This is a genomic window from Emticicia sp. 21SJ11W-3 (genome assembly GCF_024138715.1).
Classification (GTDB): Bacteria; Bacteroidota; Bacteroidia; order Cytophagales; family Spirosomataceae; genus Emticicia; species Emticicia fluvialis.
Genome location: NZ_CP092074.1, coordinates 1,919,669 through 1,937,760, shown reverse-complemented (window position 1 = coordinate 1,937,760; position 18,092 = coordinate 1,919,669). Strand labels below are relative to the sequence as shown.

Genomic DNA, 18,092 nt, shown 5'->3' with positions numbered 1-18,092 from the left:
AAATAAAAATTTAGAGTTATTGGTAATAAAATAAAGTCTTTAGTAGATTGTTTTGAAACATTCTGTGCAAAAATACAGATAATCTTAAACAATGTTCATGGTTTGTTCTTTTATCTTTTCCAGTTCGTCTTTCATTTGCACAACCAGACGCTGAATAACAGAGTCGTTGGCTTTTGAACCGATGGTGTTTACCTCACGGCCAATCTCTTGTGCAATAAAATTAAGACGCTTTCCGTTCGAAGCCGTTTTAAGCTCTTTGATAAAGTATTCAAGGTGATTTTTCAGACGTACTTTTTCTTCTGAAATATCAAACTTTTCAACGTAATAAATCAGCTCCTGCTCGAAACGATTTTTATCAAAATTTTCATTTTGTGACCACTCCGAAACAGCTTTTTCTATACGTTCTCTAACCAGTGGTATACGTTTGGGAGCCTGCTCTTCTATTTGCACAAGCAATGCCCCAATGTTATCAATATATTCTCTGAATTTCAGTTCAGTATTTTTACCTTCCTGAATCCTGAAATCCTTGCATTTACCAATGGCAAGTGTAATAACACTTTTAATGAGGTCCCACTCCTGTGCAGCATCAGACTCGCTCAGCGCATCTGTGTTAAAAGCATTAGGCATCATGGTGGCCATTCTCAGAAGTTCAGTAGGGCTTGGCTCAAAACCAAGTTCGAGCGAAGTTTCCCGAAGGTCCTTAAAGTAGGCTTTTACCAGTGCCCGGTTTACGGCAGTTGAAACAGTTGATTCATCTTTCTGGGTAATAGCCATCATAAATTCAACCTTGCCCCGTTCTAGTTCCTGGGTAAGAATATTTCTGATTTCTACCTCACGTTCTGAATAACCTCTGGGAATCCGGCAATAGATATCAAAAAATTTTGAGTTGAGAGATTTAATTTCGACAGTTACAGATATTTTGGTGTTTTCTAAAGTTGCAGCACCAAAACCGGTCATTGATTGTAGCATACAAAAGGTATTACGGGTATAGTGTTGCAAAGAACGACAAAAAATCGCGATTAATTGATGGTTTGAAAACAAAATTCTTATAAAATACTAATAGGTATAGCAATACGACTGCCTTATAAGTCTTTTTTTATAATAATCATTGTTTGCCCTATCCAATCAGAATCATTATTTAATTCAATATCGGGCTGAATACCAATATTTTCGTAAGGCAGTAATCCTTTACCCACTCCTCTCATATCAGTAAGGTATGCCGCAAATTGCTTACCGGGTAGTATTTCCCAGCGTCCGTAATTTGACCCATAGGTAATCATACCTTTAGTTGTCTGCCCTAAAATTCTTACATTTTTCAATGATTTTAATTGCAATGTAAATATCTCGCCCTGACTAACCGTTGCATTATTTACCAAAACATAAACTTTATTAGTAACTGCATATTTTTTTAACAATCTCCTAAATTTACTTGATACTTTAGCAGCACCGCCCTCGTTGTTTCGTAAGTCTAGAATCAATGATGGTGAATTTAACTTATACTGAATGCTATCACAAAAAGCATTTGATTTTTTCACTTTTGCCTGATTTGCCGAGAAATTTCTGATGAGTAAATATTGCACAGAATCACTTAAACTCTTTAACTGAAACATGGGTGCTTCTTTGGGTAATGCGCAATAATTAATGAATGGCTGTACCTTGCGATAAACTGTTTCGGAGAATGATTGATAAAAATGAGAGTTAATCAGACTATGATTTGCGTATCTCTCATTGTTATACAGCATAAAATTTTTATAAACAGGATGCGCATAAACAGCTTTAAAATAATTGGTTTTATACTCATATAAATGCATTGCTATCTGCCCTGTTTTCCAATGATTTACCTCTTTTTTAGTTTCAATAACAATCCCAATGTATTCTGTTTGAGAAACCCTTAACACCCCTACCGAATAGTAATTATCATAATAGTAAATACCCTCTACTGAATCGTCTGTTTTTTTTAATAATGCAGTTTTAAGCGAGTCAATATTTACGGAGTATTCAGGAAATTTTTCGAATTTCTGCCAATTCGAATGGCTTTGAAATGCGGCAGAATCATTATTATTTTTAATTTCAGGTAATTGAACCAACCCTAAATGACTATCCTGTATCGGAATCATTAATTTAGCTAGATTATTGAAATACTTATAAGGTGATAAATTTAATGTATCATCCATTAAGTTTTCATACATTGTATTGTACTCCTCTAGCCTGACACCCCTGATCTGGTCTTTATAAGATGGCGTTTTCTTTAATAATAATCGTAGCTTCGATATATCGGTCTGGTATTGACTTATCGTCTGGGTATATCCCAAGTTTAGTGTGCCGCAGGTTAAATATATAATGAACAAAAATTGTTTCATGAATTTAGGAATATACAAGATGATGAACTGGGTTTGCAACTATATTTAAAAGCTAAACTCTTAAAAGCCCATTAAGCCAATATTAAGAGTCTAGCCTTATTGTTTTCAGTTATTTCAGAGGAGCATCTATTATATTGGTTACTTTCACACCTTTCTCGCGGAATATTTTTGTCATTATGGCCGCATGGTTGGCGCCTACCACAATCATTACCTTGTTAAAGCCATTAGCTTTGGCGCGTTCTATGGTGTTATTGCACATATCGTTGTTTCTATGCCACCACCAATGAAATTTCCATGCATATAAATCTGCCGGAAAAATTGACAACTGCCTGTATTCGTCTGAATACAGATTAATTCTAAAAAGCCACTCTGTCAGTTGTGGACCATTCAAAATTTCTGTTACATGTTCGTTACCATACATCTTTACAGCATCATTCTGCAGATAGTTCATTCTGTTTCTTATGTATTTATCTATCTCTATTGCTTTCTTTCCTTCGGCCGACAGTGAATCTTTTTTTAACAGCTTTAGCCGTTCATAAAAAACAGAATCCGTTTTTCCCCAGGCTTCGCTCCACTCGTTATCCCAACGTTGCGAATCCATTGCATATATCTTTTTCATGCCAAACTCTACCATCATCGGATGCGCCACGTAATCATACTCATCATCAATATAGGGGTTGATGGCCTCATGCAGAGAATCAACAGTGGCACTAAAGTACTTCAGACGGGCATAATTAAACACAGCCGTATCTTTGGGGTTCTTCTGCAAGTGCTTTGCCACATTCCACATCTGAAAATATCCGTTACCGGCATCATGGTTTAAATAATAAGCCACCGCCAGATCAATACGGTTTTTCATATCGCCCGGTTTATCGCTTAGAACCTTTTCGTAACGGGTAAGCATTGCGGGTAAATCTTTCTCTGCAATTGTAGTTTTTTTCTTTAAACGGTCAATACGGTTCTGCACATTTTGTTTGTTCCAATACGTTTTAATGGCTTTTTCATCTTCCGGCGACAACCATTCGCCAAAAACTGCATCAGGCTTAAAGACTCTTATTTTGGCATGAATATCCGTCAGGTCCTGAGCAGGCTGCGGGCTGTATTGATGCGAAGCACCAATCATCAATACCTCTAAATTACTGGTGGGTGTTTGTGCAAATAAATTGGTGCATAAAGCGCTGATAAACAAAATTGCGAATAGCTTTTTCATAATTTTATTGTTTGTTTTTTGATTATGGCTCAAAACTATAGTGTTGCCTGTTGAGCTTTATTCTTAAATCGTCGCAAACACTTTTTTTACCGTCAAACAGGTTACAGCCTCGACAAGCCTCCCTGAAGCCTCAAAATACTGTTTGACGGTATTTCAAGGGCGTTTGTCGGTAAATGTTTGAGATATTAAACTTACCCGCTACCTTCAAGCCAAATTTTAATGAGCGCAACATGAGAAGACGTCAGCAGATAATATTTCACGTACTTTTCTGGCTTTTTTTCTATTTTAATGGAGATATTCTAAGCCTGATAGGTAAAAAAAACTACCAGTTTGCCTGGGAGCGATTCCAGAGCTTATTTGTCTGGACCTCCATTACTTTTACCATTCTGTTTACTTATCTGTTACTTTATGTGCTGAACAGGTATTTTTCTACCAAGCAATACCTGAAGCTGAGCATCGGTCTGGTAGCAGTCAGCGCTACATACATTTTTACACGCTACATGGTTGAAGAGGTACTAATCTGGCATTGGCTGGGAAAACATAATTATTCTGAGGAGTCAAGGCGTTTGCTTTTCTATATTACTGATAATATGTATAATGTAATCGGCTACCTGTTCAATGCTGTTTTTCTAAAAATGATTGAGGATTTCTTTGTAAACGAAAAAGAGAAAAACACTTTGCTTGGCGAAAAACTAAATGCTGAAAACGCTTTCCTGAAGAATCAGCTAAACCCGCACTTTTTGTTCAATACGCTCAATAATATTTACTCCCTCACGCTCAACCAGTCTCCAAAGGCTCCGGAGGCGGTTATGAAATTATCTGAGCTGATGCGATATATGCTATATGAGTCTAATCAGAATAAAGTGAGCCTTGAAACCGAACTGGCATACCTGAAAAATTTTATTGAATTGCAAAAACTCAGATATTCAGGCCAAACTTATGTTGATTTCAGGGTTAGCGGCAATGTACAAACACAATTGATTGCTCCGCTTATGCTGATTCCGTTTGTTGAAAACGCCTTTAAACACGGTAATGTGCAAGACCCGGCACACCCACTGCTGATTCATTTATCGGTCAATCAAAATCAACTGAGCTTTACGGTGCAAAACCAGCAAGCCAATCAGAACAAAGACCCGTACGGTGGTGTTGGATTAGAGAACATCAAAAAAAGACTGATGCTGATTTACCCCGGTAATCATAATCTTGATATACAAATCAATTCAAATAGCTATTTATCTGAACTAAATCTGATACTTTAACATGGAAAAGATACGCTGCCTGGTGGTTGATGACGAGCCTCTGGCGTTAGATATTCTAGCCAATTACATTAACCAGACGCCTTCACTGACCCTGGTGGCCACCTCTACTGACGCACTGGAGGCACTGAGCCTTATACAGCAGGGAAAAATTGATTTGGTTTTTCTGGATATTCAGATGCCTGCACTCACCGGCTTACAATTTTTACGGGTAGTGAATGGCAAATGCAAGGCTATTCTTACCACTGCTTATTCTGAATATGCTATGGAAGGTTATGAACTGGATGTAATAGATTATTTATTAAAACCAATATCGTTCGAAAGATTTCTGAAAGCAGTTCAGAAAGCAGTTAACAGGTTTCATGTAAATGACACTTCTGCCAGTGCAAATACCGAAGTAAATAGTGTGCCTGAGGTACAATTGTTACAACATGAGCCTCAACCTAATTTTCTGTTTGTAAAAACAGAATACAAAATAATCAAGCTCGATTTGGCCGATATCCTATACATAGAGGGTTTAAAAGACTATGTTTCCATTTACACAGGCGAAGAAAGGATTCTGACACTTCAAACCATGAAAAAAATGGAAGAACTGTTGCCGTCTGGCAGGTTTGCGAGGGTACATAAGTCATACATTGTATCGCTGGAAAAAATCAGCTCAATTGAACGCCAACGAATTTTTGTTGGCCGCGCCACCATACCCATCGGAGAAAGCTATTATAAAGACTTTATAAAACAAATAGGCACCGGATAATACTAGGGTGACTCTGCCAGTGCTTCTTCAATTTGGTCTGTAAGCGTTTTTGTGTTATTATCGCTCGGATACGCCACTTTAGTGAATGCAAAGTTGCCTTTTTTGTCTATCAGAAAATAAGCAGGAACGCCAGAAATGCCATAATCCTTTAAGATAGAATTGTTTTCGGCTGTTCTCACATTTATTCCACCAATTTTATACATTTTAAGCGCTTCTTTCCAAGCATGTTCCCCATCCAGCGAAATCTGGATAAAAACAACATCTTTGTTTTCAAAATGGGTTCTTATTCTGCTGGAAAACTGCATATCACGCACACAAGGCCCACACCAGCTTGTCCAGAAATCAAGCAATACCACTTTACCTTTAAAGTCTTGCAGATTTATGAATTTACCGGAGCTATCGGCCAGCGAAAAAAGTTTGGCAGGTGCGCCCTTTACAAGCGTTTGTTGCAAAAAAACCAATTGATTAATGGTATTTTTGAATCCGGTGTGGTTGGTAAACTTCAAATAATCGATGGCGTTCTGTTTTATTTGGGCAGTAAGACCATTGGCATTGATACTATTTTTTAGTTTCGACCCCAGAAGACGCTCAGCCATTTCCTTTGTAATAATTTTGTTAACCCGCATCGTTTTAATGTACTGGTACTCCTGGTTTTCTGAAAGCATTTTTTTTCTTCTTTGTCCTTCTCTGGCAATAAACAAATCAGCAAGGTTTAAAAGTGCATTACCGTATTCAAGCGATGCCGCCTGTGCCATTGGCGGAATAACATCGGTCTGCATATTTTTCCGAATGTTTTCACTGGTCCAAAGCGGCATTTTTAATTCAGACAATGCCTCAATTTTATAGTTCTGAATTGCTCCGATAATATCTGCTTTACGGGTATCACGAAATGCCGCTGAAACATTGCCATATTTGCTCAGAAACCCCAGTTGAATTTCCTGCTCTTGCTGTAGTTTTTTAAAATAAACACCGGCGGGTTGTTTTTTCCATTTTTCAGCTTGTTGCTGCCAATCGCGTGTTTCCTCAAATTTCTTCCTGTAATCTATATAATATTCAAATTTTCCAGACCCGTTGCCTGAAACCTGCAGGGATTGCCAGAAATCTGCGGCATCAAAGTTAAGTTTTATGTTGTCGTCAGGTTCTGCAATCCAGAAATGAAAGCTCTGGTTACCATAAAAGAAATCTATATAAGCAATGTCTTTTAAAGCAGTGGTAAAACTAAATTGGTTGTTGTCGTTTAAAACCAGGTCATATTCTTCTTCGTCGCTTACCCAATCGCGATACAAAACAATCGTGGCTTTACGCTCAACAGGATTTTGAACTTCAGCGGTTAATCTGAAATTTGCCTGAGCCCATGCACACGATGAGACAAGAAGTAAAAAGCATAGAATCCGTATCATTGGTATTAAGGATTAAATTCTGACCTGAAGTAGTGTTTCCGGAAAACTAAAACGGCGGTAGCGGTATTTACCAAAGCTATTAAAAATAACGGAACCCTGAACATAATCAACAACAAATATAGAACACCTACAAAAAATACCCGTTGCATGAAGGTATCATAGCTGATTCCGTTTATGTATTGCACATGATGGTTGAGGCATACGATAGACCAAATAAAAATAATGAGTATCAAAGAAAACCCGTAGTTCACCTCATGCGGTAGATTACGCAACACTATCACCAACTCAGGGATTAACAAAATGAAATAGGATAGGCCGAACTGAAACAACCTTTGCCAGTTGCTTAAGGGCAGGTTTCTGGTAATACTCATAAATCTGTTTTCAAATTCAAGATATTGCTGGCAAATAACCGTATGCCCGGCGGCTGCAAAAAGACCTCCCAAAGCCATCAATCGCTCGTCATAATCATCTGTCGGATACAAATTACACACACCCATCAGAACCAAACAAGCAAATAGCTTGGTAAGCAGTAACAATACCGGCTGTTTTGAAAAAAGATATCTGATAAAAAACAGATATGGCGGGGTTGTGTAGCCGGCAAAAAAACTCCTGACTGCCCTATTACGTACCTGTGCGGCATTGGGCCTTTGTATGCGGTACTCATAGATAACTGCCCCTGCAACCACCAAAAAAACATTAAAAAGTACTATATAAACTACGGCCTGCCAGTTTTGTTCTTCAATTCCGAATTTTACCATAGCCAGTGCATACAAAAATGTTAACTGAATAAGGCTTAACTGTAAGCCACAAAATGCGAAAAATCTCTGAATGGCCGGGTATAAACGGGCATGGTATAGAAATTCGTTTTGGCGAGACTCAAGCAACCTGAGTGTAAATAGTGTTACTTTCAGGGCATGCAAAGCCCAAACGGCAAATGCCAATGCCAGTAAAGAAGGGTGTCGGAGGGTATTTTTTATGATTGTGATATGTTCTGTGGCTCTTAAAAACCCAAAAGCAAACATAAGTACTGCAAAAACAAAAACTGCATTCTGCCTGTAATACTCCTTTACGATGGTCTGGTTAAAAATTCTGAAAAGGCTTTTCATAACAGGCTCACGGCCTGGTTTTGTACCAGGTAAACATTTTTTATAGGAAGTTTCTCGAAACGGAAGTCCTGATGAGATGACATCAAAAAACTAACTCCCTTGTTTTCATAAGTGTCTTTCACCAGCTCATATATAATTTCAACACTTCTATCGTCTATGGTAATGAGGGGTTCGTCAAGCATAATTAACCTTGGACTGCCTAAAAAGGCCGATACCAATGAAATTTTCTTTAGCATACCACTTGAATAGGTGCTTACCGGGGTTTTCCAATACTGGCTTACACCCAGGCTCTCAGCCAGTGTGTTCAGGTTCCCCGGTTTATCTTGCTTGGCATTGGCAATAAATTTCAGGAGGTCGTATCCTGACAGATAATCGGGGTACATGGGTTCGGCTTCACTAAGGTTTACTATTAGCCGGTAGGCGACCGTATCCTTTTTGCAACTTAAATTCCTGAAACTGATTTCTCCGTCAAAAGGTACCATACCTGCAATTGATCTGAACAGTGTTGATTTGCCCGAACCATTAATACCCTTTACCCAATGTACACCCTCCGGGATATCCAGATGCTGTATTTCTAAAATTTTATGATTGTTATAGCTTTTTAGGAAATTACTGATTGTTAGCATGATTTTCTGTTACTCAATTTTTACACGAAAGAAATAAATTTTTATGAATTATTCCTGATTAAATATTTATTTACTGAGAGGCACTACAAACCATCTTTTTTTTGGCTGAATTGCCCTCTTGTATTATTCTTAGCTAGGTTTTCATCATTTCAACATCTATAAAATTCGGGGCAAAAATTAGTCTACTTTTTTTGTAGGATTTTTTAAACTTTCTCTTGCAATTTTCCTCAATTCGTTGTACTATTCAAATATTGGGATATATTATTAAAACAATTTTTAAAATTTTTTAAATTACTAATTGACTTGTATTCAATAAGTTACGTAAATTTGCATCAACAAAGGTTTTCCACGGAGACAATAACTGGTATAACTTTTTTGAGTTTATTCTTTTAATTAATTACTCCAACAGAAAACAAAAACAAAGAAAATTATGAAAGCACTAGTTGTAGCAATCGCAATCATCGCGTCATCAGCAAGCATCAGCTTAGCACAAAGCACTTCAAATGGTAAAGTAAGTGCAACAGAGAAAGTAGCAAACCTTAGCGTTCAAAACCTGGGTGGTCTGCGTTTCAAATTGTCATTCGAGAATCCGACTAAACAAAAAGCGCAGATAATTTTAGTAGACAACAACCGTACAGTATATTTCAATGAATACGCCTCAGGTGATGCACAATATTCAAAAGCATTTAACCTTAACAATCTGGTAGACGGCGAATATACTTTTATCGTTGAAACTCCAACTGAAAAAGTTTCGAAGAATTTTGTAATCCGCACAGAAATTAATCGTGGCGCTATTTTAGCAAGTAATCGTTAATCTCTGTGAAATGCTGTCTAATACACAGAAACTAGCAGTCCCCACAAAAACCTTTGTCATAAGCAGCGTCATTTCAAAATTGAGATGATGCTGTTTTTTTTGCTCCTTCCATAAGGTTCTCAAGCTGAAACACTGCCAACACTATTGCTCCTACCGGCTGAAACTACCTCCTTTTACATTTAAAAGATTAAGAAATATAACTATTTATTTGGAATTAGTCTAAATAAAGATTTAACTTTGTGCATTATTTTTATTCAGTCTAAATAAAAATTAAAATGCGATATTGTTACCTAACACTGTTTCTGATACTAATTCTTAATAAAACACATGCACAACAAACCAACGGAAAAATTACTGGCCGGGTTACCAGTAATGGTGCCGCGCTGGCAGGAGCGTCAGTGCTGATAAAAAACACGGGCATTGGCACACTAACACAAGCCGACGGAAGTTTCAGCATATTGGCTCCGGAGGGTAATCAGGTTTTAATGATACAGTTTATTGGGCATGAAACTGCCGAGCAGCGGGTGAAGGTACAGCCTAAAGCCACATTAAATACCGGAGACATTCATCTGATTGAAAAAACCAACATACTTCAGGATGTGGTTATTACGGGCCAATTCGGGCCGCAATCTGTAAGAAACTCTGTTTATCAGGTCAGAACAATTACTAATGAACAAATAAGGTTAAGAGGTGCAACCAATATACAGACCGTTTTAAATACAGAACTGGGAATGCGTTTTTCAAACGACCTTACCCTGGGCACAACAGATGTACAGCTGATGGGGATGTCGGGGCAGAATGTAAAAGTATTGCTGGATGGCGTTCCGTTAGTTGACAGAGGCTCTACCCGCGAAAGCATAGGCCAAATAGATATTAACATTATTGACCGCATAGAAATAGTAGAAGGGCCCATGTCTGTCAGTTACGGCACCGACGCACTGGCGGGCGTAATAAATATTATTACCAAAAAAGCAGAAACAGATGCTACCTGGACACTATCGGCTCGTGTGCAGGAAGAATCAGCCGGCAAAGAGTATGAGGCTTTTCAGGGTAAAGGTACGCATAATGAGTTTCTGGGTGTGGCCTGGCAAAGAAAAGGCCTGCAAATAAACGGCAATTTTACCCGCAACTTTTTTGGAGGCTGGCAGGGTTTATCTACTACGCGCAGCAAAGAATGGATGCCCAAAGAACAGTATCTTACTACTGCCGGCATTGCTTACCGGACACAAAAATTTAATGGCTGGTATCGTTTCAACGGCACTAACGAAACCCTAAAAAGTTTAGGCAACACCTACACAAACAATCAAACGGGTAACCTTTCGGCCACCGACCAGTATTATATCACCAATCGGTGGTTTCATCAGGCGCAGGGTGAGTATCAGGTAAATGAAAAAAACAGCTTCACCGCTGCCTTATCTTACACTGATTACAGCCGTAAAACCGAAACTACCGATATTGACCTGATACGCAACCGCCGTACGTTGTCATTAACACAAGGCGGGCAGGATAAAGCCGTTTTCCAGACCGCTTTTGCGCGGCTAACAGGCCAGCACAAGTTGTTACCTGCGGTTTCGTTACAGCATGGCCTTGAAATCAACCTAAACTCAAGTTCAGGCGCGCGTATTCAGGGTACACCCGCCATTAGCGAGTTTGCTTATTTTGCTTCGGCTGAATTCAAACTAAATCCGCACATAAACATACGCCCGGGGCTGCGCTTCATTAAGAATTCGGTTTATGATGCGCCTCCGCTTATACCCTCGGTTAACACCAAATTTACACTGGCCAAAGGCCTTGACCTACGCTTGGCCTATGCCAGGGGCTTCCGGTCGCCTGCCCTGCGCGAATTATACTTTACTTTTTTTGACAGTAACCACTCTATCAAAGGGAATACGAATCTGAAAGCCGAATACAGCAATAGTTTCAATGCTTTTTTGTCGTATCAGGTCATTGAAAAACCAAAACTCAGGTTAAACTCAACAATCGGCGGTTTCTATAACGTATTTAATAACCTTATTTCGATTGGAATTGACCCGAATGACCCCCAGTTATCTACCTATATAAATGTAGACAAGTATAAAACCACAGGAACCACCTGGAATAACACCTTCTATTGGGAGAATTTTCAGGCTACCTTGGGATATTCATACATCGGGCGTTTTAACCGCTTCTCTACCTCCGAAAGCCTGCCGGCGTTTGTGTGGTCAAGTGAAGTAAATTCAAACATCCGGTACACAATCCCGAAAATCAATGCCAGTGTGAGTCTCATCTACAAGTTTACAGGTAAGCAGCCGGCGTATCAGACAGTAAATACCGAAAACGGCCCGCAGGCCCGGTTAGCAGAAACCTCTGCTTTTCATACCTCTGACCTGACGTTTAATAAAATTGTGTTTAAGAATTTCTCATTACTGGCCGGGGTTAAAAACCTATTCAATGTTACCCGGGTTAATAACTCTGCTGTTGAAACCGGCGGGGCACATAGCGCAGGCGGTGGCGCGGTACCTATGTCTTACGGGCGTTCTTATTTTGTGGGCTTAACAGCACAACTTACTCAGCACTAATAGTTTCTTTATACATACAACAGTTTAACCAAAATAAAAATGAATCGAATTTTTAACAAATTTCTGATTGCATGCAGTATTGTAGTGATAAGCGCATGTGAAGAAAAAGTAGAATTACCAGATAACCTGGCCGGCTTTACAACTACACAACAAGGAATTGAAGGCGACGAAACCACTGTTCAGATAGCTTTAAGCCGTGCCACAGATGTATCAGTGCCTATAACCATTCAGCTTACACCAGCACTGGTTACATATGATAAAGAATTTGTTACCGAACCTGCCGCCGTAAACAATGTACTGAACTTAACTGTGCCAAGCGGGCAGTCTGGAGTATCGTTTAAGGTAAAGAAAAAGTCAAACGTTTTTCTGAATGGTGATGAAACCCTCACACTTAAAATTACTGCAATCGGCAACCCTGTTTTATCTAACCAAAACACCGAAATGAAATTGAGTTTTGCGGCTATTACGTCTGCCGGAAGCACATTAACGCTGGAAGGTAAAACGTCTGAATCTAACTTTACCAACACGGTTTATGCCGATTTAAGCGCTAATGCCACTACTGCCGTGAATCGTAAGAGCTGGAACCTGGGCTTCTATCAGGGAGGGCAATACCGTGTAATTCTTAATCCGGGTTATCAATCTTCAGCAACTGCCACGGCTAAAACCGACATTACAGCCGTAACGCTGGCAGATGCCGATTTAGTACCAGACCTCAACTTCACTGCCGGCGCCGAGGGTTCTGCCGCATTGGCCGATTCATGGGATGGAGACCTTACCAAAACTGTATTTGCGGAAGTATCGGCTACTGAAACCAACAATAAAGTATATCTGGTTAGCTTTGAAGGAAACAAAAGCAAAGAGCAATGGTATAAGGTAAAAGTAAACCGCAACGGCGATGGATACAAAGTTCAATATGCCAGAATTGGTGAAACAAGTATCAAAACAATTGATGTTCCTAAAAATGCTGATGTAAATTTCAGCTTCCTTTCATTAGAAAGCGGTAATCTGGTGTCAGTAGAGCCTCGCAAAATTAACTGGGACATTGCCTGGGGATACAGCACTTCAAATGCCGGAACGGTACCACCTACGCCCTATTGGTTTCAGGATTTTATATTGCTGAACTACGCAGCCGGAGCCGAGGCCGCCGAAGTGCTTACCAACACTGTAAGCTATGATGCATACGCCGAAGCAAATATTGCTACCACAACATTTGTTAAAACCAGAGATGCCATAGGCAGCAAATGGCGTGCTACCACAGGCACGGTAGGTATAAAACGCGACCGCTTTTATGTGATAAAAGACCCGCTGGGCAATGTATATAAACTGAAGTTTGTAAGCATGGGTCTTGGAGCTGACGGCGGTGAGCGGGGCAAACCTGTAATTGAGTACAAGCTAGTGAAGAAAAAATAAGTACTGAGTTAGAATTGGTTCAGAAAAAGGTCACGGGCATCTGTGGCCTTTTTCTTTTTATACCCTTTATCAGTAATAATCTTGGTTTGGTCTAGCAATAGTTTGTGTAAGTCTACATTCTGTCATTCATTGCCCTTTAAGACCTTGGATACCCCCGGGTACTGTTTATATTTGACTACTTGTTTTGTAAGTATCTACTGAAATCTATCAATATATTTAGAAATTTTCTTAAACTTGGTAGAATTTAAACCCATCAGAACCAACCCCAACAATTACTAATGAATAACTTTAACATTAACAGGCGCCAATTTATTACCGGAGCGTCAGCCACGCTTGCATTGTCCACATTAGGCGCAAGAGGCATGGACATCATCAATCCGCCAAGTACATATAAAGTAGCGTTAATTGGTACCGGCTGGTACGGTAAAAGCGACTTGTTCCGCCTGATTCAGGTAGCGCCGGTAGAAGTAGTGGCGCTCTGCGACGTTGACAAAAATATGCTTAATGAAGCCGGAAAGCTGGTAAGCCAAAGGCAGAAGTCTGGCAAAGTACCCAAATTATATACTGATTACCGCAAATTACTAGCCGATAACCAGCTTGATATTGTGCTGGTTGGAACACCCGATCACTGGCATGCGCTGCAAATGATAGATGCAGTAAAAGCAGGAGCCAACGTTTATGTACAGAAACCCATTAGTGTAGATGTTATTGAAGGAGAGGCCATGGTGGCTGCTGCCCGTAAATATAACAAAGTGGTGCAGGTAGGTACGCAACGCAAAAGCACACCGCACCTGATAGACGCCAAGAAGAATATTGTTGATGCCGGATTACTCGGTAAGATATCGCACGTTGAAATGTGCTGCTATTACCACATGCGTAATAACGGTAACCCTCCGTTACAGGCAGTGCCAGACTATTTTGATTATGAAATGTGGACAGGCCCTGCCCCAATGAGGCCTTATGACGGCCTGCCGCATATCAGATGGTGGCGCACGTTTGAAGAATATGGCAACGGTATTATGGGCGATATGTGCATACACATGTTTGACACTGTACGCTGGATGCTGAAACTGGGCTGGCCCAACAAAATATCTTCTACGGGTGGTATTTATGTACAAAAAGATGGCAAATCTAACATTCCGGATACCCAATCGGCGATTTTTGAATATGATGAGCTGAATTGTGTATGGCAGCACCGAAGCTGGGGAACGCCCAATAACCCTGACTACCCCTGGTCTTTTACACTGTATGGAGAAAAGGGAACACTCTGGGCAAGCACTATGTCTTATGACTTTATTCCGCAGGGTAAGGGCGAAAAAATACACAAAGATGTGGTTTTTGAAAAAGAGAAATATCCTGAAGATTTAAAAGAAGAACGAATAGAACTGAACGCAGCCCCTGCAACGCGCCTGCACATGCTCGACTTCCTGTCGGCCATTGAAAATAAAAGCAGACCTGTTGCAGATATTCAGGAAGGCCACATTTCAACAGCCAGCTGCATATTAGCTAATATATCAATGAAAGTAGGCAGACCTGTAAAATATGACCCGGTGAAACGCGAAGTTGTTGGTGACCGCGAAGCCACCGCACTTCTGGCGCGTCAATATCGCCAACCCTGGAAACACCCTGACCCAACCCGCGTTTAGTTATTACATAAAAAATGGAAGAGACTGGCTGATGCTTACCTCTTCCATTTTTTTATTATTCATGTATCACTTCCATTTGATATTGCAACCCATGCTCGGATATTGCATTTCTGATACCGGCTGGTTTGCAAGAATAGCATCTAAGGCAATCCTTACATCTCTACCAGTAACCGGCTTCGGGTTTTCTTCTCTCGGGCGAGATTCGTCCAGTCTACCTCTGTATTTTAAACGCAAATCTTTATCAAATACATAAAAATCTGGTGTGCAGGCAGCATCATAAGCTTTGGCTACCTCTTGTGTTTCATCAAACAAATAAGGGAAGGTAAAGCCGTTTTCTTCTGCAAAGACCTTCATTCTATCAGGACCGTCCTGCGGATAACTGACCACGTCATTAGAACTGATTGCCACAAATGCTACACCTTGTGGTTGGTAATCTTTAGCCAATCTGACAAGCTCTTCTTTTACATGCAACACATAAGGGCAATGATTACATATAAACATAAAAACGGTAGCCTTGGCAGAGGGCAAATCTCTCAAAGACAGATTTGTTCCTGAAACAGTATCAGGCAAAGTAAATTCAGGCGCTTTTGTTCCCAATGGAAGCATATTTGATTCTGTACGGGCCATTTCTATCTTAATTATTAAACCGTAGTAAATTGTTCAGCTTACAATTAAACCGATAGGGGAAAACTTGGTTTCGGTTGTCATAAGAGCAATTGGTTTAAACTATTTTTCGTTTTAAGTATCAAAGAGTAAAAATCACATAAACTTATGAAAAAACACTCGAAATTTCGCACATTAACCCTTATGGGCGTTTTTGTATTGTTAGCAACAATACTTTCAAGTTGCGTTTACAATGGTCGTCCTGTTCGTTATTATGACAGACCACCTTACGCACACAGGCATTATGTGAGGGTACAACCAAGGGTTGTGGTAGTGCCAAGATATGAGAAGCACAGACACCATTATTATAAACATCACCGGGACAATGGCCATCATCGGGGCCATCGTTAATCAACTGCCAGATTCTTAAACCATTCAATAGACTGCGGGTTTCTCATTGCATCCAGCGAAACTGCTTTTTCCACAGGAGTGCCTATCAGGATTTTCTTGACGGGCATTTCCATTTTTTTTCCACTGATGGTGTAGGGTATATCCGGCACATGAAAGATAGTATCCGGCACATGCCTTGGGCTGTATTGTTTACGTAGCTGCGCTTTAACTTTGTTTTTCAGGGTATCATCCAATACCTGCCCTTCATTCAAAACCACAAAAAGCGGCATAAAAAAGCTGCCGTCTGCCTTTTCAACACAAATAATCAGGCTGTCTTTTATTTCAGATAAGGCCTCTACTGCATTGTAAACTTCTGCTGTACCAATTCTTACGCCATCCCTGTTCAAAGTAGCATCAGACCTGCCATAAATTATAATTCCGTAATTTTCAGTAATCTTTATCCAATCTCCATGGCACCAAATACCCTGGTATTTTTCAAAATAACTACTTCTGTATTTTTCATTATTTATATCGTTCCAGAAATACAAGGGCATAGAAGGCATAGGTTGTTGAATTACCAGCTCCCCTACTTCATTAAATACGGGCTGCCCCTCATCGTTCCAGGCATCTATGGCAGCACCCAGCATACGGCATTGAATCTCTCCTGAATAAACCGGAAGATACGGGCAGCCACCCATAAATGCACTACAAACATCGGTGCCACCACTCAACGAAATCAGTTGTACGGTTTTAGAAACATGTTCATATATCCATTCGAAAGCCTGCGGAGGCAATGGAGAGCCAGTAGAACCTAAAGTTTTGATTTTTACAGGATTTTCGGCCAGATAGGTTGCACCCTGCTTCATATAATTAATATAAAACGCGGCGCCGCCACCAAAATGGTCAACCTTTGCATCGCGCGCAAATTGCCATAATACATGGGCATCCGGGTAGGCAGGCGAGCCATCGTAGAGGCAAAGTGTAGCACCACATGCCAAAGAAGAGAGTGCAAAATTCCACATCATCCATCCAGTTGTGGAATACCAGAAATACCGCTCACCCGGCTGTACGTCCTGGTGCAGCGCCAATGCTTTCAGGTGTTCAATCAGGTTTCCACCCGTGCTATGCGTTATGGCTTTGGGTTTTCCGGTGGTGCCAGACGAATACAGTATCCAGATAGGGTCATTAAACTCAACCGGTGTAAAAAAAATGGAATTTTCAGATGTACTGTTAACAATATTAAGCCACTGGGTACTATCTACCACAATGGTGGTTTTAAGAGAGCTTAGTTGTTCTGACAACGCCAAGGTAATATCAGACTTGTCGAAATATTTTCCTCCATACTGGTAGCCGCGGCATGCAAACAAGGCCTTGGGTTCAATTTGTTGAAATCTGTCTACGAGGCTTTCAAGTCCGAAATCCGGCGAGCAGCAAGACCACACCGCCCCCAAAGCACTTACTGCCAGAAATATGGCAATAGTATCGGGGGTATTAGGCAGATACCCAACAACCCTGTCTCCTTTTTCAATTCCGTTTTCTAGAAGGTATTTCTGTATTGCTGCAACTTTGGTTTCAAGCTCCTGCCAGGTTATTTCGGTTAATTCACAGGTCTCAGATTGAAAAACAATGGCTGGTCTGACAGAGGTTTTGTGCCTGAAGATATGCTCTGCATAGTTTAAAGTTGCCCCTTCAAACCAGCGGGTGCCAATCATTTCGGTATTGGGCTGGCGTAGCACAGACTGATAGTCTGTGTGCGTTTTTATGTCGAAAAAATAAAATAGCGTTTCCCAGAACTTCTCAATATTAGTAACCGACCATTTCCACAGTGCTTCATAATCCTTAAAAGTCAGATTCTCTCTGTTTAAGAGCCACGACTCATATTTTTTCAGGTTAGATTGCTCAATATAGCTGGCGGGTGGAGTCCACAACGGTAAATTCATGCCTGTCTTTTTTTAGACA

General features: G+C 40.2%; 14 protein-coding genes. 6 read left to right on the top strand and 8 right to left on the bottom strand.

Translation table 11 applies throughout. The features are described 5' to 3' along the window. Nucleotides 1–84: 84 nt before the first annotated feature. From MB380_RS08200 to MB380_RS08190, 3 genes are all read right to left on the bottom strand, one after another. Entirely contained in the window at nucleotides 85–969 is an 885-nt protein-coding gene (locus tag MB380_RS08200) for a YicC/YloC family endoribonuclease (RefSeq protein ID WP_253534448.1), read from the bottom strand. 113 nt (nucleotides 970–1,082) lie between these two features. Next, nucleotides 1,083–2,174, bottom strand: a complete 1,092-nt coding sequence (locus MB380_RS08195) for a S41 family peptidase (RefSeq protein WP_253534446.1) — start codon at nucleotides 2,172–2,174, stop codon at nucleotides 1,083–1,085. A 295-nt stretch (nucleotides 2,175–2,469) separates the two neighbouring features. Next, nucleotides 2,470–3,570: a DUF5694 domain-containing protein gene (locus tag MB380_RS08190; protein ID WP_253534444.1), complete on the bottom strand. Its 1,101-nt coding sequence runs from the start codon at nucleotides 3,568–3,570 to the stop codon at nucleotides 2,470–2,472. A 230-nt stretch (nucleotides 3,571–3,800) separates the two neighbouring features. Between MB380_RS08190 and MB380_RS08185 the strand changes: the two genes are divergently transcribed. Together MB380_RS08185 and MB380_RS08180 are read left to right on the top strand one after the other, a co-directional pair. Further along, nucleotides 3,801–4,829, top strand: coding sequence for a sensor histidine kinase (locus MB380_RS08185; protein WP_253534442.1), 1,029 nt, complete (start codon nucleotides 3,801–3,803; stop codon nucleotides 4,827–4,829). Nucleotide 4,830: 1 nt separating this feature from the next. Further along, nucleotides 4,831–5,580, top strand: coding sequence for a LytTR family DNA-binding domain-containing protein (locus MB380_RS08180; RefSeq protein WP_253534440.1), 750 nt, complete (start codon nucleotides 4,831–4,833; stop codon nucleotides 5,578–5,580). A gap of 2 nt (nucleotides 5,581–5,582) precedes the next feature. On the opposite strand, the gene MB380_RS08175 is transcribed toward MB380_RS08180, so the two are convergent. Genes MB380_RS08175 through MB380_RS08165 form a run of 3 tightly spaced genes read right to left on the bottom strand, consistent with a single transcriptional unit; the run spans nucleotide 5,583 to nucleotide 8,712 of the window. Continuing rightward, nucleotides 5,583–6,980: a TlpA disulfide reductase family protein gene (locus tag MB380_RS08175; protein ID WP_253534438.1), complete on the bottom strand. Its 1,398-nt coding sequence runs from the start codon at nucleotides 6,978–6,980 to the stop codon at nucleotides 5,583–5,585. Between the two features lie 5 nt (nucleotides 6,981–6,985). Beyond that, complete coding sequence (locus MB380_RS08170; RefSeq protein ID WP_253534436.1) at nucleotides 6,986–8,086, bottom strand: hypothetical protein; 1,101 nt, start codon at nucleotides 8,084–8,086, stop codon at nucleotides 6,986–6,988. Continuing rightward, entirely contained in the window at nucleotides 8,083–8,712 is a 630-nt protein-coding gene (locus tag MB380_RS08165) for an ATP-binding cassette domain-containing protein (RefSeq protein WP_253534434.1), read from the bottom strand. The genes MB380_RS08170 and MB380_RS08165 overlap by 4 nt, the downstream gene beginning before the upstream one ends. Before the next feature lie 430 nt (nucleotides 8,713–9,142). Here MB380_RS08165 and MB380_RS08160 point away from each other — a divergent pair, with 430 nt between their 5' ends. The 4 genes from MB380_RS08160 to MB380_RS08145 all read left to right on the top strand — a co-directional run bounded on the left by MB380_RS08160 (nucleotide 9,143) and on the right by MB380_RS08145 (nucleotide 15,140). After that, entirely contained in the window at nucleotides 9,143–9,526 is a 384-nt protein-coding gene (locus tag MB380_RS08160) for a hypothetical protein (RefSeq protein ID WP_101728472.1), read from the top strand. Nucleotides 9,527–9,801: 275 nt separating this feature from the next. Then, entirely contained in the window at nucleotides 9,802–12,084 is a 2,283-nt protein-coding gene (locus MB380_RS08155; protein WP_253534432.1) for a TonB-dependent receptor, read from the top strand. Between the two features lie 39 nt (nucleotides 12,085–12,123). Further along, nucleotides 12,124–13,494, top strand: a complete 1,371-nt coding sequence (locus MB380_RS08150; protein ID WP_253534431.1) for an HmuY family protein — start codon at nucleotides 12,124–12,126, stop codon at nucleotides 13,492–13,494. 278 nt (nucleotides 13,495–13,772) lie between these two features. Then, the gene (locus MB380_RS08145; RefSeq protein ID WP_253534430.1) at nucleotides 13,773–15,140 is read left to right on the top strand and encodes a Gfo/Idh/MocA family protein; all 1,368 of its coding nucleotides are present in this window, start codon (nucleotides 13,773–13,775) and stop codon (nucleotides 15,138–15,140) included. 66 nt (nucleotides 15,141–15,206) lie between these two features. On the opposite strand, the gene MB380_RS08140 is transcribed toward MB380_RS08145, so the two are convergent. After that, on the bottom strand, nucleotides 15,207–15,767 hold the full coding sequence (locus MB380_RS08140) for a thioredoxin family protein (protein WP_253534429.1): 561 nt from the start codon (nucleotides 15,765–15,767) through the stop codon (nucleotides 15,207–15,209). 383 nt (nucleotides 15,768–16,150) lie between these two features. Further along, nucleotides 16,151–18,073: an acetoacetate--CoA ligase gene (locus MB380_RS08135; RefSeq protein WP_253534428.1), complete on the bottom strand. Its 1,923-nt coding sequence runs from the start codon at nucleotides 18,071–18,073 to the stop codon at nucleotides 16,151–16,153. Nucleotides 18,074–18,092 lie beyond the last annotated feature (19 nt).

Bases quoted from the DNA above. Each gene is read 5' to 3' on its own strand.
- MB380_RS08200 (WP_253534448.1), bottom strand. From the start codon at position 969: ATGCTACAATCAATGACCGGTTTTGGTGCTGCAACTTTAGAAAACACC.
- MB380_RS08195 (WP_253534446.1), bottom strand. From the start codon at position 2,174: ATGGATGATACATTAAATTTATCACCTTATAAGTATTTCAATAATCTA.
- MB380_RS08190 (WP_253534444.1), bottom strand. From the start codon at position 3,570: ATGAAAAAGCTATTCGCAATTTTGTTTATCAGCGCTTTATGCACCAAT.
- MB380_RS08185 (WP_253534442.1), top strand. From the start codon at position 3,801: ATGAGAAGACGTCAGCAGATAATATTTCACGTACTTTTCTGGCTTTTT.
- MB380_RS08180 (WP_253534440.1), top strand. From the start codon at position 4,831: ATGGAAAAGATACGCTGCCTGGTGGTTGATGACGAGCCTCTGGCGTTA.
- MB380_RS08175 (WP_253534438.1), bottom strand. From the start codon at position 6,980: ATGATACGGATTCTATGCTTTTTACTTCTTGTCTCATCGTGTGCATGG.
- MB380_RS08170 (WP_253534436.1), bottom strand. From the start codon at position 8,086: ATGAAAAGCCTTTTCAGAATTTTTAACCAGACCATCGTAAAGGAGTAT.
- MB380_RS08165 (WP_253534434.1), bottom strand. From the start codon at position 8,712: ATGCTAACAATCAGTAATTTCCTAAAAAGCTATAACAATCATAAAATT.
- MB380_RS08160 (WP_101728472.1), top strand. From the start codon at position 9,143: ATGAAAGCACTAGTTGTAGCAATCGCAATCATCGCGTCATCAGCAAGC.
- MB380_RS08155 (WP_253534432.1), top strand. From the start codon at position 9,802: ATGCGATATTGTTACCTAACACTGTTTCTGATACTAATTCTTAATAAA.
- MB380_RS08150 (WP_253534431.1), top strand. From the start codon at position 12,124: ATGAATCGAATTTTTAACAAATTTCTGATTGCATGCAGTATTGTAGTG.
- MB380_RS08145 (WP_253534430.1), top strand. From the start codon at position 13,773: ATGAATAACTTTAACATTAACAGGCGCCAATTTATTACCGGAGCGTCA.
- MB380_RS08140 (WP_253534429.1), bottom strand. From the start codon at position 15,767: ATGGCCCGTACAGAATCAAATATGCTTCCATTGGGAACAAAAGCGCCT.
- MB380_RS08135 (WP_253534428.1), bottom strand. From the start codon at position 18,073: ATGAATTTACCGTTGTGGACTCCACCCGCCAGCTATATTGAGCAATCT.